This is a genomic window from Streptomyces sp. NPDC015131 (genome assembly GCF_043079975.1).
In the GTDB taxonomy this organism is placed as follows: domain Bacteria; phylum Actinomycetota; class Actinomycetes; order Streptomycetales; family Streptomycetaceae; genus Streptomyces.
Genome location: NZ_JBIBVB010000005.1, coordinates 64,384 through 86,552, shown reverse-complemented (window position 1 = coordinate 86,552; position 22,169 = coordinate 64,384). Strand labels below are relative to the sequence as shown.

The following is a 22,169-nucleotide window of genomic DNA, read 5'->3' as shown; positions in this document are numbered from 1 at the left end:
GCCGCCGCGGCGGTCAGCCGCCCACCGCCGCCGCGTACGCCTCCAGCGCGGGGCGCGGCGCGCGTCCCAGCAGCGCCCGCAGGTCGCCGGCGGTGCCCGTGCCGGCCAGGAAGCCGTGCGCGACGGCCGAGTACGTGCCGACCAGCATCGGGACCTGGAAGGCCGCCGCGCCGGACGCGAGGAGCGCCGCCCGGGCCCCGGCCAGGTCCACCGGATCGTAGGACGCCCCGGTCGCCGCCGCGAGGTCGGCCCCGGTCAGGGCCCGCTCCCCGGTCAGCTCGTACACCCGGCCGGCGTGCGGGGCCGGGTCCAGCGCCACGCGCAGGGCGGCCTCGGCCAGGTCCTCGCGCGCCACCGCCGCCAGCCCGCCCCCGCCGAGCGGCGCGGTGATCCGCCCCTCGGCGTCCGGGGCGGCCAGCCACGCGAGCAGCTCGGCGTAGAGGCCATTGCGCAGGACGGTCCACCGCACCCCGGAGGCCCACAGCCGGCGTTCGGTCCACCGGTGCGCGAGCGCGTACGGGAGGTGGTCGCCGTCCCCGGAGAGGCTCGTGTAGACGATGTGGCCCACCCCCGCGCGCGTGGCGGCCGATATCGCCGCCCCGTGCCGGGCGGCGACGGTGTCGTCCTCCCCGTACCCCGCCGAGATCAGCAGCAGGGTGTCCACCCCCGCGAAGGCCGCCGGCAGCGAGCCGGGGTCGTCGAAGTCGACCCGCCGGGCTCCGGGGACTCCGGCGGCCCGGGTGCCGAGGACGACGTCGTCCCGGCCCGCGGCCCGCTCGGCGACCAGTGAACCGAGCGCCCCGGAGGCACCGGTGATCAGCAGCATGGACGTTCCCTTCGTCGGACGGCTGCGACCATGGTCGTAAGGGAGCGGCGTACGCGTAAGGAGGCACTTTCATGTCGGTCGGGCACACGGAGGTAACCGGCGCCCCCGTCGTCAGCTGCGCCGAGGAGTGCGGGGTGCGGGACGTGCAGGACCGTCTGGGCGACAAGTGGACGGTGCACGTGGTGGTCGAACTGGCGGCCGGGGTGCGGCGGTTCAAGGAACTCCAGCGCCTGGTGCCGGGCATCTCGCAGCGGATGCTGACGCTCACCCTGCGCCGGCTGGAGCGGGACGGGCTGGTCCGCCGGACCGTGTACGCCACCGTGCCGCCGCAGGTCGAGTACGAGCTGACGGAGACCGGGCACAGCATGACCCACCTGATCAAGGCGCTCGTGGACTGGTCTTTGGAGCACCGCCCGGCCGTCGCCGACGCGCGCCGCGCCTTCGACGCACGGCAGAACGCACGGCAGAACGCGCAGCAGGGCGAGCGGCAGGTCGGGCCGGAGGGCGGGGTGCGGGCGTGAGCGCCGTCGGTGAGGCGCTGGCCGCCGCCCTGTACGCCGAGGGGGACGCGGCCCTGGACACCGGGGCGTCCCTGCTGGCCGCCGATCCCGCGTCGGACACGGAACTGGCCCGGCGGGGCGAGGAGTTGCTCACGCGCGCGTGGCGGCGCGGCTGGCAGCCCGCCGACGTCGCCCGGCTCGTACGCCGTGACCTGGACGAGCACCATCTGCGGCTGCTGTCGGGGCTGGTCGCCGCGGAGACCGGCACGTACGCGTGGCTGCCGCCCCGGTGGGCCGGGCAGATCGCCGGGCTGCCGGAGCCCGGCGGGTGGCGGGCCGACCGCTTCACGTACGCCACCGCCGTACTGGAGCTGTACCGGCTGCTGGCCCGGCTGCCCGCCGTCGGGCCGGTCGGCCCGGTGCCCGGCGCCTCGCCCGCGCACTCCGCGCCCGTGCCCGGCGAGCCGCGCGCGCTGTCCCGGATCAGGGCCCTGCTGGCCAAGGCGGAGGCGACCGGGTACCCGGAGGAGGCCGAGGCGCTGACCGCCAAGGCGCAGGAGCTGATGGCGCGGCACAGCCTGGACGAGGCGGCGCTCGCGGCGCGCACCCCCGGCCCGGACGAGCCGGTGGCGGTACGCATCGGGGTGGACGCGCCCTACGAGACGGCCAAGGCGATCCTGCTGGACGCGGTCGCGTCGGCCAACCGCTGCCGGGCGGTGTGGAACGAGGCGTTCGGCTTCTCCACCGTCGTGGGCTTCGCCCCGGACCTGGAGGTCGTCGAACTGCTCCACACCTCCCTCCTGGTGCAGGGCACGAGCGCCATGACCAGGGCCGAGGCGGAGCAGCGCAAGGGCGGCCGGAAGCGTACGAAGACGTTCCGGCAGTCCTTCCTGCTGGCGTACGCCCACCGCCTCGGCGACCGGCTCGCCTCCGCCGCGCGGCGGGTCGAGGCCGAGGAGCCCAACCTGCTGCCGGTCCTGGCGACCCGGGACGTGGCGGTCGCCGCCCGGGCGGACCGGATGTTCCCCGAGACGACCACGACACGCGTGCGTGGCGCCACTGACGAGGCGGGGTGGCACCAGGGTGCGGCGGCGGCGGACCGGGCGCACACCGGCCACGGGGAGCGAGGCGGCCGGGGCGAGCTTCCCAAGTAGGGCGAAACCACCCCCTATCCTCGACCCCATGAGCTGGCTCCGTGCGCTGAAGGCCACCGCCCGTTCGGGGCTGACGGTCGAACGCCGCAGGCTGGAGCCGCTCGTGGCGCTCCGCGCCGCCGCCGGACTGGCACTGGTGGTCGGGGCGAGCCTCGCGCTCTTCGGGGCCGGGGTCGCGGTGAGCTCGGCGTTCGGGGCGTTCCAGGCGGCCATCGCCACCTTCCAGCGGAGCTGGCGCCCCCGCCCCACCCTGGCGCTCGCCTCCGGCGCCAGCCTCGCCGTCTCCACCTTCCTCGGCTACCTGACGGGCACCCACCTCGCGCTCTTCACGGCCCTGCTCGCCCTGTGGACGTTCCTGTCCGGGCTCGCCTGGGCCACCGGGCCCGCCACGGGCGTGATCGCCTCCTCCAACGTGGCGATCATGCTGGTCACCGTCACGCTGCCGACCTCCGTCGCGGACGCCGCCGCCCACGCCGGGATGATCGCCGTGGGCGGCCTCGTCCAGGCCGCCCTGATCGTCCTGCTCCCCGTCCGCCGCTGGGGCGCCCAGCGCGACGCCCTCGCCGACGCGCTCGCCGCCGAGGCCGACTACGCCCGGCGCCTGCGCGACGACCCGTACGCCCCCTTCGACCCCGTACCGCTGATGACCGCCCGCAGCGCCGCCGCCGTCACCCCCCGCCAGGCCCGCCGCCGCCCCGGCGAACTGCACGGCGCGCGCGGCCTCGCCGAACGCATCCGCCCGGTCCTCGCCTCGCTCGCCGACCCGGCCGTCGGCGTCCCGCGCGAGGGCCCGCAGCGCGACCGGGTGCGCGAACTGCTCGCCGCCGCCGGCACCGTCCTCGACACCGCCGCCCGCACCATCCGCCAGGGCCACGCCGCACCCCTCCCGCCCGGCGTGCTCACCGCGCTGCGGACCCCGGACACCGGCGACGTGCTGACCGGCCCCGCGCGCCGCGCCGCCACCCGCCTCGCGGCCCTGCTGGAGGACGTCGTCGAGACGGCGACGCCCACCGACCGCGCCGACGCCGGCGAACTGCGCACCCGCCCGTCGCTGTGGGAGCTGCTGCCCGGCGCGCTGCACGCGGTCCGCCGCGAACTGCGCCCCGCCTCCCCGGTGTTCCGGCACGCGGTACGCGTCACCGCCGTCACCACCGGCGGGTACGCCATCGGCACGGCCCTGCCCCTGGGACACGGCTACTGGGCGCCGATGGCCGCCGTGATGGCCATGCGGCCCGACTTCACCCAGACCTACTCCCGCTGCGTCGCCCGCTTCTGCGGCACCCTGCTGGGCGTCGCGCTCGCCACCGGCGTGGTGCAGACGGCCCACCCCGGCCGGTGGACCTCCGCCGCGCTGGCGGTGGTCTGCGCCTTCGGGATGTACCTGCTGATGCGCACGGGCTACGCGGTCGCCCAGGTCTGCGTCTCCGCCTATGTGGTGTTCCTGCTCGGCATGGGCGGTACGGAGTGGACGCAGACCGTGCCGGAACGGGTGGTGCTCACCCTGCTGGGCGGGGTCCTCGCGATGGTGGCCTACGCCCTGTACCCGGCCTGGGAGACACCGCGCCTGCGCACCCGGCTGGCCGACTGGCTGGTCGCGGACGGGCGGTACGCGGCCGGGGTCGTCGCCCACTACGCCGACCCGGCCGCGCGCGGCACCGGCGCGGTGCGCGAGACGCTGCTCGCCACGCGGGACGCCCGGGTCGCCTGGCAGGAGGCCGTCGAGCGGGCCGCCCACGAGCCGGTACGGCACCGGGGCCTGTCCCGTGCCGCGGCGGCCGACGCGGGGGACGCCCTGGCCCAGTTCGGGCGGGTGGCCATGCTGATGGAGGCCCACCTCCCGCCGCGCGACGCCACGCCCCTGCCGGCCGCCGCCGACCTGGCGGACGCGCTGCGCCATGCCACCGAGCGGGCCGCGAAGGACCTCCGCGAGCGGCGGGTCCCCCGCTGGGACGAGGTGCGGGACGCGGTCGCCCGGTGGGACGCGGCGACGGTCCCCGACCCGGTCGTCCGCAACGGCGCCCATCTGCTGCTGGAGGCGCTGGAGGGGGTCTCGGAGGCGCTGTCGGGGCGGGACTAGGGGACTTCGGCCCGGGTGAGCGTGTCCTTGGCGCCGCCGGCCCAGGTGACGACCAGCTTCCCCTTCTCGGCGCGCGCCGAGCCTCTCGTACGGGCGGTGTAGCCGTCGTCGCAGGTCAGGTCCAGTGTCACCACCGCGGTGCCCTGGGCGGTGGTGCCCTGGCACACATGGGCCTCGGCCAGCACCGCGGCGTGGCCCTTCTCGACCGTGAGGCTGACGGGCCTGCCCCCGGTGAGGCCCACCCAGGACCCGTCGGCCGCGCCGGCGGCGGGCGGGGCGGGGCTCGCCGAGGGGCTCGGGGCCCGGGTGGCGGTGGGCGTCGGGTCCGCCTCGGGCCGGACCTGTCCGCCGCCGCAGCCGGCCAGCGCGAGGCACAGGGCGGCTGCCGTCGCCGCGGTACGTACGAGCTTGTGCGCGTCCACGCCACGTCTCCCCAACGTCGGTGCCGAAACGGGCGCCAAGCTACCAGCGGGTAGCGGGCGCGGCCAGGCCCCACCGGCCCGCAGCCGGCGACGCGCCGGGGTGGGGCCGTGCCCCCTGCCCACCGGTCCGCAGTCGGCGTACCACCGGGGTGGGGCCGTGCAGGGTCGCCCCCGCAGCGGATCGGCGGCGAGTGACGGCACCCTTTCCGGCTGGGTGCCCCGCCGACCGCGAGGAGGTGAGCCCGGAGGGGCCACACCCCCCACCCATCGGCACCGCTCCGGGGCGCACCCCAGGAACAGGGCACCGTCCCGGTGGGCACCCCGTTGTGCCCACCCGTCCCGCCCCAGCGGGACGATTGCCCACAACGCGACCAGCGGAACGAATGCCCACAACGGGTGGGGACGCGCCGCACCGGTGCCGTTGTGCCCACCCTCCCCCAAGCTCTCGGCTTCGCTCGAGCAGGGGGGACCCCCATCGCCCCAGCGGGACGATTGCCCACAACGGGGGTGGCGCCGGTCCGGTGAACCGGGCCCGGGTCGAGGTCGTGTGACTACGTGGGAGCCAATTCGCGTTCTTGTTCGTCCTTACTGGCGTACGGGGGAGTAGCAACGCGCCGTGCACGTGCATATGCACATGCTGGTGCACAGGACGCCCCGCTATGATCCCCGATGGTTGACACCTGCAACATGTATCTCGGGGAGCGGGGAGCGTCCTGTGCGCGACGTGTACAACGGCATGGCGGCCACGGAGCTTCACGGCGTCGTCTGGCAGAAGAGCCGGCACAGCAACTCTCAGGGCTCGTGCGTCGAGTTCGCCAAGCTGCCCGGGGGCGATGTCGCCGTACGCAACTCACGGCATCCCGACGGGCCGGCGCTGGTGTACACGCCGGCCGAGATAGAGGCCCTGCTCCTGGGGGTCAAGGACGGCGAGTTCGACCACCTGATCGCCGGCCGGTAGGGCGGGCGCACCGGACGGTGACGGCCTACGCCGCCCGGTCGTCGGAGAGGCGGAACAGCGCCCAGACCACCTTGCCGTGCAGCGTCCCGGCCAGCGGGTGCCAGCCCCAGCTGTCGCTGAAGGACTCGACCAGGAACAGCCCCCGGCCCGACTCCGCCGCGAAGTCCTCCTCCGACTCGCGGGTGGCGGGGCTCTCCGGGCTGGGGTCCCGCACCGCGCACACCAGCCGGCTCGCCCAGCGCATCAGGTGCAGCCGCACCGGCGGGTCGTACGGCGCCTCGCGGGGCGTGTCGGCCGGCAGGGCGTGGCGCAGCGCGTTGGTGACGAGCTCGGAGACGACCAGCGCGACGTCGTCGAACCGGTCGTCGAGGTCCCACTGGGTGAGTGTCGCGCTGGTGAACTTCCGTGCGCCGCGCACCGCTTCATAGCGGGCGGGCAGCGCGCAGGACGCGGAGCTGGAGACGGAAGCGGCGTCGATCGGCGGCAGCCCCTGCCTTAACGGCTCGAGCATGGTCGATCCATTCGTCCCCATGCGAGGCACTCCCGGGATTCGCGGCTGTGGTGCGACAACACGAACGAGTACGCAGGTGCGCGAGGCCCATCGTTCCCAATGCGACCACCCGATGCAAGGGCAGATGCACGTGCACGCGCCCGAACTGTCCCTCCCCGTACGGGAAACGGGCCAAATCTTCATCACCCGACTTTCCGCCCCGAGCCCTCCGCGGGGTCGCGACTCGGTCAAGCCTTCGTCTTTGCGTAACCGATCGAGTACGCGGTGAAGCGTTTTGGTGGCAGAATCCGGCGTCTCGGGGCGGCCGGGGGGTGCTCCTTCGTACACATCGGCGATGGGGAGGGTTGGAGACGTGACCGCAGGCGAATCGAGCGGTTCCGTGGTGCGGCGCATCCTGCTGGGTTCCCAGCTGCGGCGGCTGCGCGAGTCGCGCGGGATCACACGGGAGGCCGCCGGCTACTCGATCCGGGCGTCCGAATCCAAGATCAGCCGTATGGAGTTGGGCCGGGTGAGCTTCAAGGCGAGGGACATCGAGGACCTCCTCACGCTGTACGGCGTCACCGACGACACCGAGCGCGCGTCCCTGCTCGGCCTGGCCCGCGAGGCCAACGTCGCGGGCTGGTGGCACAGTTACGGCGATGTCCTGCCGGGCTGGTTCCAGACCTACATCGGCCTGGAGGGCGCCGCCTCCCTCATCCGCATCTACGAGGTGCAGTTCGTGCACGGGCTGCTCCAGACCGAGGCGTACGCGCACGCCGTCGTCTCCCGGGGCATGCCCGACGCCTCCCGCGCCGAGATCGACCGCCGGGTGGCGCTGCGCCTGGAGCGGCAGAAGGTCCTCGTCTCCGAGCGGGGGCCGCGCTTTCACGCCGTTCTCGACGAGGCCGCGCTGCGCCGCCCGTACGGCGACCGCGACGTGATGCGCGAGCAGCTCAAGCATCTCATCGAGGTCTCCGAGCGGGAGAACGTCACCCTCCAGGTCATGCCGTTCAGCTTCGGCGGCCACGCGGGCGAGAGCGGCGCCTTCACCATGCTGAGGTTCCCGGAGTCGGACCTCTCCGACATCGTCTACCTGGAGCAGCTCACCAGCGCGCTCTACCTCGACAAGCGCGAGGAAGTGGCCCAGTACGAGCGGGTGATGGGGCGGCTGCACCAGGACAGCCCGGGCCCCGAGGAGAGCCGCGACGTTCTGCGGGGACTGCTCCAACTCACGTGACCCGCCAGTAGGATGACGTCCCATCACACGCTGCGTCGCGCCCCCCGGGAAGGGAAGGCATGTCCTACTTCACAGACCTGGCCCAGCAGTACATCGACGGTGAGTGGCGGGCCGGCGGCGGCTCGTGGGACATCATCGACTTCAACCCGTACAACGAGGAGAAGCTCGCCTCCATAACCGTGGCCACGGTCGAGGAGATAGACCTGGCCTACCGGGCGGCCGAGCGGGCCCAGCGCGAATGGGCCGACACCAACCCGTACACGCGCCGCGCCGTCTTCGAGCGGGCGCTGCGGCTCGTCGAGGAGCGCGAGGCGGAGATCGCCGAGGCGATCGTCGCGGAGCTGGGCGGCACCCGGCTCAAGGCCGCCTTCGAGCTGCACCTGGCCAAGGAGTTCCTGCGCGAGGCGGTGGCCCTGGCGCTGCGCCCCGAGGGCCGCATCCTCCCGTCCCCGGCCGACGGCAAGGAGAACCGCCTCTACCGCGTGCCGGTCGGCGTCGTCGGGGTCATCAGCCCGTTCAACTTCCCCTTCCTGCTGTCGATCAAGTCCGTCGCCCCGGCGCTCGCCCTGGGCAACGCGGTCGTCCTCAAGCCGCACCAGAACACCCCGATCCTGGGCGGCGCGCTGGTCGCCAAGATCTTCGAGGACGCCGGGCTCCCGGCCGGGCTGCTCAACGTCGTGATCACCGACATCGCGGAGATCGGCGACGCGCTGATCGAGCACCCCGTGCCCAAGGTCATCTCCTTCACCGGCTCCGACCGGGTCGGCCGGCACGTCGCCACCGTCTGCGCCGCGAACTTCAAGCGCTGTGTGCTCGAACTGGGCGGCAACAGCGCCCTGGTGGTGCTGGACGACGCGGATGTCGACTACGCCGTCGACGCGGCCGTCTTCAGCCGCTTCGTGCACCAGGGCCAGGTGTGCATGGCCGCCAACCGGGTGCTGGTGGACCGGTCGGTGGAGCGCGAGTTCACCGAGAAGTTCGTCGCCAAGGTCGCCACGCTCACGGCCGGCGACCCGGCCGACCCGGCCACCCACCTGGGCCCGCTCATCAACGCCTCCCAGGCCGAGGCGGTCACCACCCTGGTCGACCAGGCCGTGACGGCGGGCGCGACGGCCCTGCTGCGCGGCACCGCCCGGGGGAACGTCGTCACCCCCACCGTGCTGACCGGGCTGCCGGACGACTCCCCGGTGCTCACCCAGGAGATCTTCGGCCCGGTCGTGATGCTGATCCCCTTCGACGGCGAGGACGAGGCCGTACGGATCGCCAACGACACCCCGTACGGCCTGAGCGGCGCCATCCATACGGGTGACGTCGAGCGCGGCGTACGGATCGCCCGCCGCATCCACACCGGCATGATCCACATCAATGACGGCACCGTGCACGACGAGCCGATCGTGCCCTTCGGCGGCGAGAAGAGCTCCGGCCTGGGGCGGCTGAACGGCGAGGCGACGATCGACGCGTTCACCACGTACAAGTGGATCTCGATCCAGCACGGGCGGAGCCGCTTCCCGTTCTGACGCCCGGTGTTGCGGACAGGACCTGACCGCGACGGTCCGTAGGTTGGTGGTCGTAAGGCACCGACCGGGAAGACCGGAAAGGCGGACAGGTCATGGTCACCCACGTTCCCTCAGAGGCCCACGGCGACGAGCGCGGCGCGCTGCTCAACTTCATCGAGGCGCAGCGCGGCGCGATCCGCCGGTCCGTGCTCGGACTGACCGACGAGCAGGCCGCCACCCGGCCGAGCGCCAGCGAGCTGTCGCTGTCGGGGCTGCTCAAGCACGTCTCCGAGGTCGAGCTGAGCTGGCTGCGGATGGCCCAGGGGCGGCCCAACGAGAAGCAGCGCACGGCCGAGACGTGGGCGGACGGCTTCCGGCTGGTGGAGGGCGAGTCGGTGCGCGGCACCCTGGCGTTCTGGGACGGGGTGGCCAAGGAGACGGAGGAGTTCCTGCGGACGGTGCCGAGCCTCGACGACACCTTCCCGCTCCCCGAGGCCCCCTGGTTCCCCCAGGACGCCCGGGTGTCGATGCGCTGGCTGGGGATGCACCTGATCCAGGAGATCGCCCGGCACGCCGGGCACGCCGACATCATCCGCGAGTCCCTGGACGGGAAGGACGCGTACGAGCTGATCGCCCTGGAACACGCCTGACGGACGCCCCGCCGGGCACCCGGCAGAAGCCCCGGGCCCGCTGCGTACCCTGGTCGGGGACGACCGGGAAAGGGTGCGTGAGGCGATGTCGGCGATCCGGCTGCTGGTCCTGGGCGCCGTACGCCAGCACGGGCGGGCGCACGGCTACCAGGTCCGCAACGACCTGGAGTTCTGGGGCGCGCACGAGTGGTCCAACGCCAAGCCCGGGTCGATCTACCACGCGCTCAAGCAGATGGCCAGGCAAGGGCTGCTGCACGCCCACGAGACCGCCCCGAGCACGGCGGGCGGGCCGCCGCGCACCGAGTACGAGATCACCGACCAGGGCATCGAGGAGTTCTTCTCGCTGCTCCGCTCCTCCCTGACCTCTTACGACCGGCAGGACGCGCTCTCGGCGGCCGTCGGCTTCATCGTCGACCTGCCCCGCGAGGAGGCGGTCGCCCTGCTGCGGCGCCGGCTGGCGGGGCTGGAGGAGTGGCGGGCGAGCGTCACCGCGTACTACACGCCCGCCGACGGGCCCGGCTCACTGGGCCACATCGGCGAGATCATGCACATGTGGGTCCACTCCGCCGACGCCGGCGCCGAGTGGACCAGGGGCCTGATCGCCCGTATCGAGGGCGGCGCCTACACCTTCGCCGGCGAGGGCGAGCCCTTCGTGGGCGTCCTGCCGGAGGGCGCGCCCAACCCGTACGCGACGGGCACGGCCCACCCGGACGACCTCCGCTGACGGCGGGCGCGGGCGCGGGCGCGGGGAACGGGCTTGCACCTCACGCGGCGTGAGGGACCAGGCTGGCGTGCGTACCGAGAAGAAGGGAGCGGAGAGCCATGGGCTGGTCCGTGGGACAGGTCGCCGCCTTCGCGCACGTGACGGTGCGGACGCTGCACCACTACGACGAGATCGGGCTGCTCTCGCCGAGCGGCCGCAGCCACGCGGGGCACCGGCGTTACGACGACGCCGACCTCGACCGGCTGCAGCGGATCCTGTTCTACCGGGAGCTGGGCTTTCCGCTCGACCAGGTCGCGGCCCTGGTCGACGATCCGCACGCGGACCCGCAGGAGCACCTGCGGCGCCAGCACGAGCTGCTGAGCGCGCGGATCGCCGAACTCCAGAAGATGGCCGAGGCCGTCGAGCACGCCATGGAGGCGAACAGGATGGGCATCAACCTCACCCCCGAGGAGCGGTTCGAGGTCTTCGGGGAGCACGACCCGGAGCAGTACGCGGAGGAGGCCCGGCAGCGCTGGGGGAACACCGACGCCTACCGGCAGTCCCAGCAGCGGGCCGCCCGCTACACCAAGGCCGACTGGCAGCGGATGCAGGACGAGGCCGCCGCCTGGGGCGCCCGCTACGCGGCCCTGATGGCCGGCGGCGAGCCGCCGGAGGGCGAGCGGGCGATGGACCTCGCCGAGGAGCACCGCCGGCAGATCGCCGAGTGGCACTACGACTGCGACCACGAGATGCACTGCTGCCTCGCGGACATGTACGTGGCGGACGAGCGTTTCACGGCGTACTTCGAGAACATCGCGCCCGGCATGGCGGCGCACCTGTGCACCGCCATCCACGCCAACGCGGTGCGCCACGCCTGATCCGGCCGGCCGCCCCGCCGGACCCGCGCGGTCCTGCGGGGCGCCCGGCCCCCGGACACCAAGCCCCAGCCCCCGGACACCGGCCCCGGCCCCGTACCGGAGGGCCGGGCGGGCCCTGATCCGGGGCGTGGAACGGGGAGCAGGGGGGAAGCGTTGATAGCTTTGGGCAGCCGTCCCCGCCCCCCTACCCAGGAGCCCCGGAACCCGTGAATACGTTTGCGCTCGGACCGAGCTGGCTGGACCCGGACTACCTCATCGAGACCTTCGGCCTCATCGGCGTCCTGGTCATCGTCTTCGCGGAGTCCGGACTGCTGATCGGTTTCTTCCTCCCCGGTGACTCCCTGCTGTTCACCACGGGTCTGCTGGTCACCACCGGTGTCCTGGACACCCCGCTGTGGCTGGTGTGCACCCTGATCGTGCTGTCCGCGATCATCGGCGACCAGGTGGGCTATCTCTTCGGCCGCAAGGTCGGACCGGCCCTCTTCAAGCGCCCGGACTCCCGCCTCTTCAAGCAGGAGAACGTGGAGAAGGCCCATGAGTTCTTCGAGAAGCACGGCCCGAAGTCGCTGATCCTCGCCCGATTCGTCCCGATCGTCCGGACGTTCACCCCGATCATCGCCGGCGTGAGCCGGATGAACTACCGCTCCTTCATCACCTTCAACGTGATCGGCGGTGTGCTGTGGGGCGCGGGTGTGACGCTCCTCGGGGCGTCGCTGGGCAAGATCGCCTTTGTGCACGAGCACATCGAGGCGATCCTCATCCTCATCGTGCTGATCTCGGTGGTGCCGATCGTGATCGAGTACCTGCGGGCCCGTTCGCAGAGCAAGAAGGCCCAGGCCGGGCCGGAGGACGGCCCGGCGCCGGCCCCGCGCGGGCGCCACGCCAAGCGCTGACGCTCAGCCCCCGCCCGGGCCCCTCTCGCCCGACTCCGCCGCCGGGGCCTCCCCGGACTCGCCGGATTCCCCGGACTCGCCGGCCTCCCCGGACTCGCCGGCCTCCCCGGACTCACCGTCCTCGTCGGACTCCGCCGCCGGGGCCTCCCCGGTCACCGACCGGACCAGCGGCGACAGGACCGTACCGAGCAGCGTGGCGGTGGCGATCGAGCCGAGCGCGATGCCCCAGCCGACCGGCCCGAGCGGGGTGCAGCCGAAGAACTGGCTGACGCCCGGCGTCTGGATCACGGCCGCCAGCACCGCCGCCGACCCCAGGCTCGCCGCCAGCACGTTCCGGTCGAGACCGCCCGTCGCCAGCGTCTGCGCCAGCTGCGTACCGACCACCGCGGCGAGTGCCACCGTGCCCGCCCGCCGGCTCCGCCCGGTGAGGCGGGCACCGGTCCACGCCAGCCCCGCACCGGTCGCCGTGATCGCCCCGCGCAGCAGCATCTCGTGGGTGAGCGCGCTGCCCAGGGAGCGGCTCGGGCCCTCCGCCAGCAGCCGCTTCGCCGCCTGCCCGGCCGGTTCGCGCACCGCGATGGCCAGCGAGGGCGCCAGGTCGGTCAGCAGGTTGACCAGCATGATCTGCCGGGCGTTCAGCGGTGTGGCACCGGTCAGCGTCGACACCAGCACGCTGAAGGTGACCTCGCCGAGGTTGCCGCCGATGAGGATGCCCAGCGCCGCCCGCACCGACGTCCACATGGAGCGCCCCTCCATCAGCGCCGAGACGATCGTCTCCAGCCGGTCGTCACCGACCACCAGGTCGGCGGCGGCCGTGGCCGACGGGGTGCCGCGCCGCCCGAGCGCGATACCGATGTCGGCCAGCCGGATGGCGGGCGCGTCGTTGGCGCCGTCGCCGGTCATCGCCACCACCCGGCCGGTGCGCTGGTACGCCTGGACGATCCGGACCTTGTGGTGCGGGCTGCACCGGGCGATCACGTCCACGTCCGGCAGCAGGGCGTCCAGGGCGTCGTCGTCCAGTTCGTCCAGCTCGGCCCCGGTGCACACCCGGGGGTCGGTGACGTCGCTGATGGTGGACGCGATGGCGTCGGCGGTGGCCGGGTGGTCGCCGGTGAGCATCACGGTGTGCACGCCCGCCTCCCGCAGCCGGGCCGTCGCCGGGGCGGCGCCCGCCCGCACCGGGTCGGCCAGCGCGACGAACCCCAGGAAGGTGAGGTCCCGCACCTCGTCGTCGGTCAGCTCCTCGCCCTCGCCCATCCGCCGCTCGGCCACCGCGAGGACCCGCCGCCCGGCCCCCGCCAGCCGCTCCGCCTCGGCGTTCAGCCGCCCGTGCCCGGCCTCGTCCAGCGCCTCCGGTGCGCCCCCGCCGGGGGAGCGGCGCCGGGTGCACCGGTCCAGCACGTTCTCCGGCGCGCCCTTGACGCTCAGCCGCGGCCCCTGGCCGTCCCGGCCGGACGTGGCGTGGTAGGCGCGGGCCGGCTCGAACGGCAGGGTGTCCAGCCGCCGCCAGCGCGCCGCGCCGTGCCCTACGGACACCTTGGCGCCGCGCGCCCCGGTCGTCACCGCCCGGTCCGTCTGGTGGGCCATGGGCTCCGACTGCCGGGCGGGCGGGGTGGCGCGCAGCGCGGCGGCCAGCACGTCCCGGCGCGGGCCGTCCAGCCGGTCGAGCGGCTCGGCGCCCTCCCCGTCGCTGACGGCGGCGAGCTGGAGCTTTCCCTCGGTGAGGGTGCCCGTCTTGTCGAAGCACAGCACGTCGGCCCGGCCGAGCGCCTCGATGGTGCGCGGGTTGCGCACCAGGGCGCCGACGTCGGCCAGCCGCCGCGCCGCCGCCAGCTGGGCGGCGTTGACCAGGAACGGCAGCCCTTCGGGTACGGAGGCGACGGCGAGGTTCACGGCGGAGGCCAGCGTCTCGGCCAGGGGCCGCCCGTGCAGCAGGCCCGCCGCCGCGACCGCGCCCGCCGAACCGGCCGCCAGCGGCAGGCTGGACCGGGTGAGCCGGGCGAGCCGGGCCTCCACCCCGGTCTCCGGCGCGGCCTGCCGCGCGGTGGCCAGGCTGCGCCCCACCTCGGTGGCCGAGCCGGTCGCCACCACCACGGCCACCGCCCGGCCGGAGGAGACCGTGGTCCCCTCGTAGAGCATCGAGCGGCGGCCGGTCAGGTCGGTGGCGACCACCGGCGCCGGGTCCTTGCGGACGGCCAGCGATTCGCCGGTCAGGGACGACTCGTCGACCTCCAGCCCCTCGGCCTCCAGCAGCCGGCAGTCCGCCGGGACCACGTCCTCGGGGCGCAGCTGGACGATGTCGCCCGGCACCAGGTCGCCCGCCGTGACCAGCCGCTCGCGCCCCCCGCGGCGTACCCGCGCGCCGATGGCGGACCGGCGGAACAGCTCCTCCAGGGCGCGTTCGGTCCGCACCCGCTGGAAGCCGCCGATCAGCGCCGAGGTGCCCGTGATGGCCGCGACCAGGCCCGCGTCGGTGCGCGACCCGACGGCCGTCGCCAGCGCGGCGCCCCCGGCCAGGACCGGGGTCAGCGGGTTGGCCAGCTCCTCGGCGAACGCGTGCGGGAGGGTCAGCCGGGCGGGCTCGTTGCCGCCGCCCGTACCGCCGCGGGCCGCCGCCTCGTCCGGGGACAGCCCCTCCGGTGTGGTGCGCAGCCGCTCCAGGACCCGGCCGGCGGGCATCAGATGCCAGGGGACCGTCGTCACGGGCGGTGCGAGCGGCCGGGACAGCAGCTGCCGCGCCCGCCAGTCGCCCATGCAGAAGGCCAGCGCCCCGGCGGTGTTGCCCGCCGCCAGCGCCCCCGCCGCGGCCCTCGGCGACCGGGCGCGCAGCGCGGCGACCGCGCCGATGCCGCTGCCGCCGGCCGCGAGCACGGCGCTGTCCCGGTCGACCCGGGCCGCCGTGCCGACGGCGTCCACCACGATGCCCGCCGCCTCCAGGTCGGCGCCCACGATCAGGTGCGCGCCCCACGCGGGCGGTTCGCCCTCGCGGTGCACGCCGACCCCGCAGTCCGCCGCGCCCAGCGCCCGCCGGTTGCCGGACACCAGGAGGATCACCGCGCCGTCCGCCTGGAGCCCGCGTACGGAGGCGACCAGGCGCCCGCCCGCCGGGACCACCGCGTCGGCGAAGGTGAACGCCGGCGCCTCCCGGTCGCTGGCCAGCACCACGCGCGCGCCCGCCCGCCGGGCCGCCGCCGCGACCGCCTCGGCGCCCGGCGCGGTCTGCGTGGCGAGCGCGGCCACCGCCTCCAGCCGCCGCCCGCGGGCCAGCCCCAGCACCCGCTCGCCGCCGCGCCGCCGCAGCTTCCCGGCGGCCTGCCGCCCGGTGCGGCCGGTCAGCTCCAGCTCCTCCAGCGGCCCCAGCACCCAGCCGTCGTCGTCGCGGGCGGTGCGCAGCGGCTCGTCCGCGTCGTACAGGGCGAACAGCCGTTCCGCGGTCAGCGCCGGGTCGGCGCCGCCGAGCAGCTCCAGGTCCACCGGCTCGTACCGGCTGCCGCGCAGCGCGTCCTCCTCCAGCACCACGGTGTCCACCTGCCCCAGCCGCCGCAGGGCGCCCCGGTCCATGGTCACCACGCCCCGGAGCGCCAGGGTGCGGCCCAGCCGGGTGGCGAAGCCCTCGCGGCCCGCGTCCGGGGCCTTGGGCACACTGGCCAGGGCGACCGCCAGTCCCTTGCGCACCCCGGCGAACGGCGCGGTGAGCGCGCCGGCCGCGAGGCCCGCCGCCATGGCGCGCTCGGCGTACCGGTCGGTGGCGTGCCGCGGCGGGGGGCCGGCGCGCTCCACGACGATCGGGTCGGCCCCGGCGTCGTCCACCCCGGTGACCAGGCGCGGCTCGGCCTCGGCCCAGGCGGCGCGCTCGGCGGTGGCCTCGCGCCACTGGGAGACCCGTTCCAGGGCGTCCAGCGCGAGCCCGCCGCCGCGGGTGGCGACGCCCTGGGTGAGCGCGTGGACGACCGGCAGGACCGACTCGGCCCGCTCCGCGCCGCCGAGGCCGGCCACCAGGTGGCGCAGCCGCGGATGGTGCTGGAGCACCCCGGTGAGGGCCGCCACCTCGTGCGGCAGCCGGAACCAGGGCGCCAGCTGCCGTACGGCGGCGAGGGCGAGGCCCACCGTGTCGGCGGCCAGCGCGGGGACGGTCCCCCGGGCACTCGGGCCCTCGGCGGGGTGGCGCGGCTCGGGCTGCCAGTCGTCGTACTCGTCCGGCCGCGCGGTGGCCTCGCCCTCGGCGCGCAGCACCAGGGCGACCAGTTCGAGGCCGGGCGGCGGAGGGTCGGTCACGGCGGCCACCACGCGCCCGGCCGGCGCGTTCACCCGCGCCCACAGCACGCCGGGGTGCCCCTCCAGGGCGGTCTCGACGGTCCGGGCGACCCGTTCGCCGCCCGGGCCGTGCACCCCGAGCACCTCGATGTGGCAGCGCCCCGGCCGCCACCACACGTCGCGCTGCGGCAGCCCCATCAGCCGCGCGGCCACTCCGGCGGCGCTCCGCGCGCCGACCGCCGCGCCGTACGTCACGGGCCCGAGCAGGTGCAGGGACATGGCGGCTCCCTCCGGTCCTTCCGGCCTTCCGGCCTTCCGGTCCTTCCGGTCCGTCCCGGTTCTTCCGGTCCGTCCCGGTCCTTCCGGTCCGGCGCTCCGGACCAAGGGACGGAGTACCCCAAAAGGAGCAATACGCTCCGCGTCAGAAGCCGCGGGTACGCTTCGCCGCCCGGCGCGCCGTCGCCGAGCCCGGCGCCCGGATGAACAGCCGCGCCATCTCGCCGCCCAGGTTCACCCCGATCGCGATGGCCAGCGCCAGCGCCGCCGCCCGCGCCAGCGAGGTGAAACCGGCGTCCATGTTGTTCTGGGCGATGTTCAGCACGCCCAGATAGGTCGCGCTTCCCGGCAGCAGCGGGCCGATCGCCGCCGTCACGTACGGCAGCGACGAGGTGTGCTCGTAACGGGCCATGAGCTGGCCGAACAGGCCCACCAGCCCCGCCGCCACCGCCGTCGCCATCACCGCGGAACCGCCCGCCGTCACCGCTATGGCGGCGTAGATCACCCAGGCGGCGGCCCCGTTCAGCGCCACGAACAGCACGGTGGAGCGCTCCTGCTGGAGCAGCACCGCGAAGGTCACCGAGAGCAGCACCGCCGCCAGGATCTGGATCACCGGCCGCTCCACCGCGTTCAGCACGCCCTCGGGGTTGAGCTTGGCGCCGAGCTGGACGCCCCCGTACAGCACCGAGAGCACCCCGACCACGATCGCCACGAAGAAGTAGCCGACCTCCAGCAGCCGGGCCGAGGCGGTGATGTAGAAGCCGGTCAGGCCGTCCTGGACGGCGGCGACCAGCGCCCGTCCCGGGATCAGCGCGAACAGCCCACCGGTGATCACCGCGTTCGGCTGGAGCCCCGCGTGCAGCAGGCTGACCGTCACGCCCAGGGCCGCCGGCGGCACCGCGGCCACCGCGAACTGGTAGAACTCCGGCAGCCCGCGCCCCGCGCAGAACCACGCCAGCCGGTCGCCCAGCATGGCGCCCGCCGCCGCGATCAGGAACACCGCCAGGTCACCGCCGAGCAGCATCGAGGCGGCGCCCGCGAGCCCGCCCGCCGCCACGGTCAGCACCCAGCCGGGGTAGGGGTGCCGGTTGCGCCGGATCTCCGCGAGCCGCCGGTACGCCTCCTCCAGCGACACCTCGTAGTCGTCCGCGTTGATGTCGGCGACCAGCGTGTAGACCGCGGAGAGCCGGTTGTAGTCGGTGCCGCGCCGCCGCACGGTCCGGTTCGCCGTCACCGGGTCGTCCACCAGCGACGGCTGATGGGTGATCGACAGCAGCGTGAACGTCACCGTCGGCTCGCAGCGGTCCAGCCCGTACGAGCGGCAGATCGCGAACATCGCCGCCTCGACGTCCTCCGCGCCCTCGCCGCCCGCCAGCAGCAGCTCACCGATACGCAGCGTCAGGTCCAGCACGCGCGGCACCGCGGGGGCGGAGTCGTCCTGCTTCTGCACCGGCTCCGGCACCGGCCGCTCGCTCACCGGCATCCGCAGCATCGTGCGCATCCGGTCCTGCCACGGCGCGTCCTTGGCCAGCCGTATCGCCGGGAGGCCGTGCGCGGGCGTGAAGGCCGGCGGGGACTCCTTCGCCGTGTACGTCGACGGTGGCGCGAACGCCGACCCCTCGGGCTCCGGGGGCGCCTCGGGCACCAGGCCCACCGGAAGGGCGAACTCCGACGTCGTCTGCGGGTCCTCCTCCGCCGCGGCGGGCTGCTCCAGACCGGGAGGCGGCGCGAAGGCGCTGTGAGCCTCGTCGGACTGGGGCTTACGGTCTTCCGGACCGTCCGTCTCCGGCGCCACTGTGCTCGTCCTCACTCCCGTCCGGCTCATCCGATTCCGCCTGCCCAGTATGGGCACGGCCAAGGGCTCGGACACGACAAGGGCGGCGCACCCGGGGGTGCGCCGCCCGTCACACGGGGGAGGGGGCTCAGTGAGCGCCGCCCTGCGCCTCCAGACGCTTGACCGACGCCTCGATCTCGGCCTCGGCCTCGGCGCGGCCGACCCAGTTGGCGCCCTCGACGGACTTGCCGGGCTCCAGGTCCTTGTAGACCTCGAAGAAGTGCTGGATCTCCAGGCGGTCGAACTCGGAGACGTGGTGGATGTCGCGCAGGTGCTCCATGCGCGGGTCCGACGCCGGGACGCACAGCAGCTTGTCGTCGCCGCCGGCCTCGTCCGTCATCCGGAACATGCCGATCGCGCGGCACTTCACCAGGACGCCCGGGAAGGTCGGCTCGTCCAGGATGACCAGCGCGTCCAGCGGGTCGCCGTCCTCGCCCAGGGTGCCCTCGACGAAGCCGTAGTCGGCCGGGTAGACGGTCGACGTGAACAGGTGACGGTCCAGCCGGATACGACCGGTCTCGTGGTCCACCTCGTACTTGTTCCGCGACCCCTTCGGGATCTCGATGGTGACGTCGAACTCCACGGGTGGCTCCTCCAAGATCAACACATGATGACGGGTGTGGCTGCTCCCCCAGCAGGACCGGACCGCCGTGCTCACCGGGGGTGCCGTGCTCACGGCACAGCTCAGTGGTTAAGTGTCCCTCACGCAACCGAGTGCTCGCGAAAGGGGCTGGTCAGCCGTGCTGGAGCGGAAGGTGGTGCGGCTCACCGCGGGCTCCGCCGTGCTCGGCCTCGTCCTGGCGGCCGGGGTGGTGACCCTGGCCGGGCCCTGGGACTCGGGTCAGCGTACGGCCGAGCGCGCCCGGGCCGCCGCCCAGGCCCCCGCCAGTGGCGCAGATCACGGGGCGCCCGGCCCCGCGCGCCCCGCCCCGCGCCCGCCCGCCCCGGCGCCCAGCGCCGCCGGGGTCCTCGCCGCCCTCACCGCGCCCGGCACCCGGGCCGCCCGTGAACCCGCCGCGCCGCCGCCGCGCGCGCTCTCGGCCACCCTGGGACCGCTGTTCGGCGACCCCGGGCTCGGCCCGCTGCGCACGGCGTCCGTCATCGACGCCACCACCGGCAAGCAGCTGTACGGCAGCGGCGCCGCCACCCCGATGACGCCCGCCTCCACCATCAAGATCGCCACCGCGGCGGCGGCCCTCTCCGCCCTCGGCCCCGACCACCGCATCCCCACCACGGTCGTCGCCACCGCCGACGCCCGCCGCGTCTTCCTCGTCGGCGGCGGCGACCCCACCCTCGACCCGGCCCGGCTCGCCGCCCTCGCCGCCGACACCGCCCGCGCCCTGCGCGCCCGCGGCGTCACCTCCGTCCAGCTGGCGTACGACACCTCCCGGTACACCGGACCCGAACGCCACCCGATCGGCGTCAACGACAACATCGCCCCGGTCACCGCCCTGATGACCGGCGAGGGCCGCCTCGACGGCTCCACCAGCGGCCCCGCCCCCCGCTCCGCCGACCCCGCCGGCGACACCGCCCGCACCTTCGCCGGCCTGCTCGCCAAGCAGGGCGTCACCCCCGGGAAACCCCCCGCACGCGCGCGTGCCCCCAAGAAGGCCACCCCCCTCGCCACCACCCGGTCGCTCCCGCTCTCCGCCCTGGTCGAACGCGCCCTGACGTACAGCGACAACGACATCGCCGAGGCGCTCGCCCGCCAGACCGCGATCGCCGCCGGCCGCCCCGCGAGCTTCGCCGGAGCCGCCCGCGCCGTCGAGGAACGGCTGCGCGAACTGGGCGTCCCCCTGAACGGCGCCCGCTTCGCCGACGGCAGCGGACTGGACCGGCGCGACCGGGTCTCCGCCGCCCTGCTCACCTCGCTCCTCGCCGAGGCGGCCGACCCCTCCCGCCCCCAGCTCCGGCCCGTCCTCACCGGCCTGCCCGTCGGCGGCTTCAGCGGCACGCTCGCGGACCGCTACCCGGACGGCTCCCCCGGCGCGGGCCTCGTCCGGGCCAAGACCGGCACCCTCACCGGCGTCAACACCCTGGCCGGCACGGTCGTCACCGCCGACGGACGGCTGCTCGCCTTCGCGTTCCTGGCCGGCCGCACCGCCTCCGCCGACGGCGCCCAGTCCGCCCTGGACCGGCTCGCCGCCGCCCTCACCGGCTGAACCGCCGCCCCGCCCCACCGGCCGGGCGGCGCCGCACCCTGACCCGATGCGCCGCCGAGCACGTACGGTTGACGCATGACGAGCATCGGTGGTGCCGAGATGGTCGACTGGAACCTCGCGGTCGCGACCGCGACCCGACTGGTACGCCCCGGGCCGGAGGTGAGCCGCGACGAGGCCCGCGCGGTCGTCGCCGAGCTGCGGCAGCACGCCAAGGCGTCCGAGGAGCACGTGCGCGGCTTCACCCGCATGGTCCCCGACGGACACGAACCCGACGACACCCCCGTCCTGGTCGTCGACCGGGCCGGCTGGATCAGGGCCAACGTCGCCGGATTCCGCGAACTGCTCAAGCCCCTGCTGGAGAAGATGCAGGAACGCCGCTCCAGCACCCCCGGCAACGCCGTGCTCGGCGCGGTCGGCGGCAAGGTGACCGGCGTGGAGCTCGGCATGCTGCTGTCGTTCCTCGCCTCCCGCGTCCTCGGCCAGTACGAGACCTTCGCCCCCGCCACCCGGGAACTGCCCGCCGGCGAGAACGGCGGCGGACGCCTGCTGCTGGTCGCGCCGAACATCGTCCACGTCGAGCGGGAGCTCGACGTCGCCCCGCACGACTTCCGGCTGTGGGTCAGCCTCCACGAGGAGACCCACCGCACCCAGTTCACGGCCGTCCCCTGGCTGCGCGACCACCTCCAGGGCGAGATCCAGTCCTTCCTGGCCGCCACCGACATGGACGCCACCACCGTCCTGGAACGGCTGCGCGAGGCCGCCCAGGCGCTCACCGGCGCCCGCCCCGAGGGCGAGGCGGACGAGGGCGGCCGGTCCCTGGTCGAGCTGGTGCAGACCCCCGAGCAGCGGGAGATCCTCGGCCGGCTCACCGCGGTGATGTCCCTCCTGGAGGGCCACGCCGACTACGTGATGGACGGCGTCGGCCCCCAGGTCGTGCCCTCCGTGGCGGAGATCCGCGAGAAGTTCCAGCAGCGCCGCGCCAAGGGCGCCTCCCGGCTCGACCAGGCACTGCGCAAGCTGCTGGGGCTCGACGCCAAGCTGCGCCAGTACCGGGACGGGGAGCGCTTCGTGCGCGCGGTGGTCGACGAGGTCGGCATGGCCGGTTTCAACCGGGTGTGGACCTCCCCGAACACCCTTCCCACCAAGGCGGAGATCGCCAAACCGGCGGACTGGGTCGCGCGGGTGCACCGCAGGACGGAATGAGAGCGCGGACCCGACCGGCGGCAACCGGTGGCAGACGAACGCCCCTCCAATCACCCATCCGAGGGACCGTGGGCGGTGGGTAGGCGTGCGATGCTCGGGTATCGGCCGAGTTCTGTCACCATCGACGCACTCTGAGTGACCGAACCCCCCGGTCCG

18 protein-coding genes are annotated in these 22,169 nt (G+C 74.7%); 12 read left to right on the top strand and 6 right to left on the bottom strand.

Annotation, left to right across the window (positions count from 1 at the left end; genetic code table 11):
• Window positions 1–13: 13 nt before the first annotated feature.
• Entirely contained in the window at window positions 14–826 is an 813-nt protein-coding gene (locus tag ACF08D_RS20560; protein WP_392224183.1) for an NAD(P)H-binding protein, read from the bottom strand.
• 71 nt (window positions 827–897) lie between these two features.
• On the opposite strand from ACF08D_RS20560, the gene ACF08D_RS20555 reads away from it, so the two are divergent.
• From ACF08D_RS20555 to ACF08D_RS20545, 3 genes are read left to right on the top strand one after another with little or no spacing between them, the layout of a single operon-like run.
• The gene (locus ACF08D_RS20555; protein ID WP_392224182.1) at window positions 898–1,347 is read left to right on the top strand and encodes a winged helix-turn-helix transcriptional regulator; all 450 of its coding nucleotides are present in this window, start codon (window positions 898–900) and stop codon (window positions 1,345–1,347) included.
• Entirely contained in the window at window positions 1,344–2,480 is a 1,137-nt protein-coding gene (locus ACF08D_RS20550) for a DUF2786 domain-containing protein (RefSeq protein ID WP_392224181.1), read from the top strand. The genes ACF08D_RS20555 and ACF08D_RS20550 overlap by 4 nt, the downstream gene beginning before the upstream one ends.
• 28 nt (window positions 2,481–2,508) lie before the next feature.
• The gene (locus tag ACF08D_RS20545; RefSeq protein WP_392224180.1) at window positions 2,509–4,557 is read left to right on the top strand and encodes an FUSC family protein; all 2,049 of its coding nucleotides are present in this window, start codon (window positions 2,509–2,511) and stop codon (window positions 4,555–4,557) included.
• Here ACF08D_RS20545 and ACF08D_RS20540 read toward each other — a convergent pair.
• The gene (locus ACF08D_RS20540) at window positions 4,554–4,979 is read right to left on the bottom strand and encodes a hypothetical protein (RefSeq protein WP_392224179.1); all 426 of its coding nucleotides are present in this window, start codon (window positions 4,977–4,979) and stop codon (window positions 4,554–4,556) included. The two genes, ACF08D_RS20545 and ACF08D_RS20540, sit on opposite strands and share 4 nt — an antisense overlap.
• Window positions 4,980–5,694: 715 nt before the next feature.
• Here ACF08D_RS20540 and ACF08D_RS20535 point away from each other — a divergent pair.
• Window positions 5,695–5,937, top strand: coding sequence for a DUF397 domain-containing protein (locus tag ACF08D_RS20535; protein WP_392224178.1), 243 nt, complete (start codon window positions 5,695–5,697; stop codon window positions 5,935–5,937).
• Window positions 5,938–5,962: 25 nt separating this feature from the next.
• Here ACF08D_RS20535 and ACF08D_RS20530 read toward each other — a convergent pair whose 3' ends face one another.
• Window positions 5,963–6,469, bottom strand: a complete 507-nt coding sequence (locus tag ACF08D_RS20530; RefSeq protein WP_392224177.1) for an ATP-binding protein — start codon at window positions 6,467–6,469, stop codon at window positions 5,963–5,965.
• Between the two features lie 313 nt (window positions 6,470–6,782).
• On the opposite strand from ACF08D_RS20530, the gene ACF08D_RS20525 reads away from it, so the two are divergent.
• The 6 genes from ACF08D_RS20525 (at window position 6,783) to ACF08D_RS20500 (ending at window position 12,284) form a co-directional block, all read left to right on the top strand.
• Window positions 6,783–7,664 (top strand): helix-turn-helix domain-containing protein, encoded by an 882-nt coding sequence (locus ACF08D_RS20525; RefSeq protein ID WP_392224176.1) that lies wholly within the window; start codon window positions 6,783–6,785, stop codon window positions 7,662–7,664.
• A gap of 59 nt (window positions 7,665–7,723) precedes the next feature.
• Window positions 7,724–9,181, top strand: coding sequence for an aldehyde dehydrogenase family protein (locus ACF08D_RS20520; RefSeq protein WP_392224175.1), 1,458 nt, complete (start codon window positions 7,724–7,726; stop codon window positions 9,179–9,181).
• A 92-nt stretch (window positions 9,182–9,273) separates the two neighbouring features.
• Complete coding sequence (locus tag ACF08D_RS20515; protein WP_392224174.1) at window positions 9,274–9,810, top strand: DinB family protein; 537 nt, start codon at window positions 9,274–9,276, stop codon at window positions 9,808–9,810.
• Window positions 9,811–9,895: 85 nt separating this feature from the next.
• Window positions 9,896–10,534: a PadR family transcriptional regulator gene (locus ACF08D_RS20510; RefSeq protein ID WP_392224173.1), complete on the top strand. Its 639-nt coding sequence runs from the start codon at window positions 9,896–9,898 to the stop codon at window positions 10,532–10,534.
• Window positions 10,535–10,632: 98 nt separating this feature from the next.
• Complete coding sequence (locus tag ACF08D_RS20505; RefSeq protein WP_392224172.1) at window positions 10,633–11,391, top strand: MerR family transcriptional regulator; 759 nt, start codon at window positions 10,633–10,635, stop codon at window positions 11,389–11,391.
• Window positions 11,392–11,597: 206 nt separating this feature from the next.
• Window positions 11,598–12,284, top strand: coding sequence for a DedA family protein (locus tag ACF08D_RS20500; protein WP_392224171.1), 687 nt, complete (start codon window positions 11,598–11,600; stop codon window positions 12,282–12,284).
• Window positions 12,285–12,287: 3 nt separating this feature from the next.
• On the opposite strand, the gene ACF08D_RS20495 is transcribed toward ACF08D_RS20500, so the two are convergent.
• The 3 genes from ACF08D_RS20495 to ACF08D_RS20485 all read right to left on the bottom strand — a co-directional run bounded on the left by ACF08D_RS20495 (window position 12,288) and on the right by ACF08D_RS20485 (window position 19,231).
• Window positions 12,288–16,817: an HAD-IC family P-type ATPase gene (locus ACF08D_RS20495; RefSeq protein WP_392224170.1), complete on the bottom strand. Its 4,530-nt coding sequence runs from the start codon at window positions 16,815–16,817 to the stop codon at window positions 12,288–12,290.
• A 142-nt stretch (window positions 16,818–16,959) separates the two neighbouring features.
• Window positions 16,960–18,609 (bottom strand): threonine/serine exporter family protein, encoded by a 1,650-nt coding sequence (locus ACF08D_RS20490; protein WP_392224698.1) that lies wholly within the window; start codon window positions 18,607–18,609, stop codon window positions 16,960–16,962.
• 127 nt (window positions 18,610–18,736) lie between these two features.
• Entirely contained in the window at window positions 18,737–19,231 is a 495-nt protein-coding gene (locus ACF08D_RS20485; RefSeq protein WP_064067354.1) for an inorganic diphosphatase, read from the bottom strand.
• A gap of 157 nt (window positions 19,232–19,388) precedes the next feature.
• Here ACF08D_RS20485 and dacB point away from each other — a divergent pair, with 157 nt between their 5' ends.
• Entirely contained in the window at window positions 19,389–20,810 is a 1,422-nt protein-coding gene (gene dacB / locus ACF08D_RS20480) for a D-alanyl-D-alanine carboxypeptidase/D-alanyl-D-alanine-endopeptidase (RefSeq protein WP_392224169.1), read from the top strand.
• A 75-nt stretch (window positions 20,811–20,885) separates the two neighbouring features.
• Complete coding sequence (locus ACF08D_RS20475; protein ID WP_392224168.1) at window positions 20,886–22,013, top strand: zinc-dependent metalloprotease; 1,128 nt, start codon at window positions 20,886–20,888, stop codon at window positions 22,011–22,013.
• The last annotated feature ends 156 nt before the right edge of the window (window positions 22,014–22,169 follow it).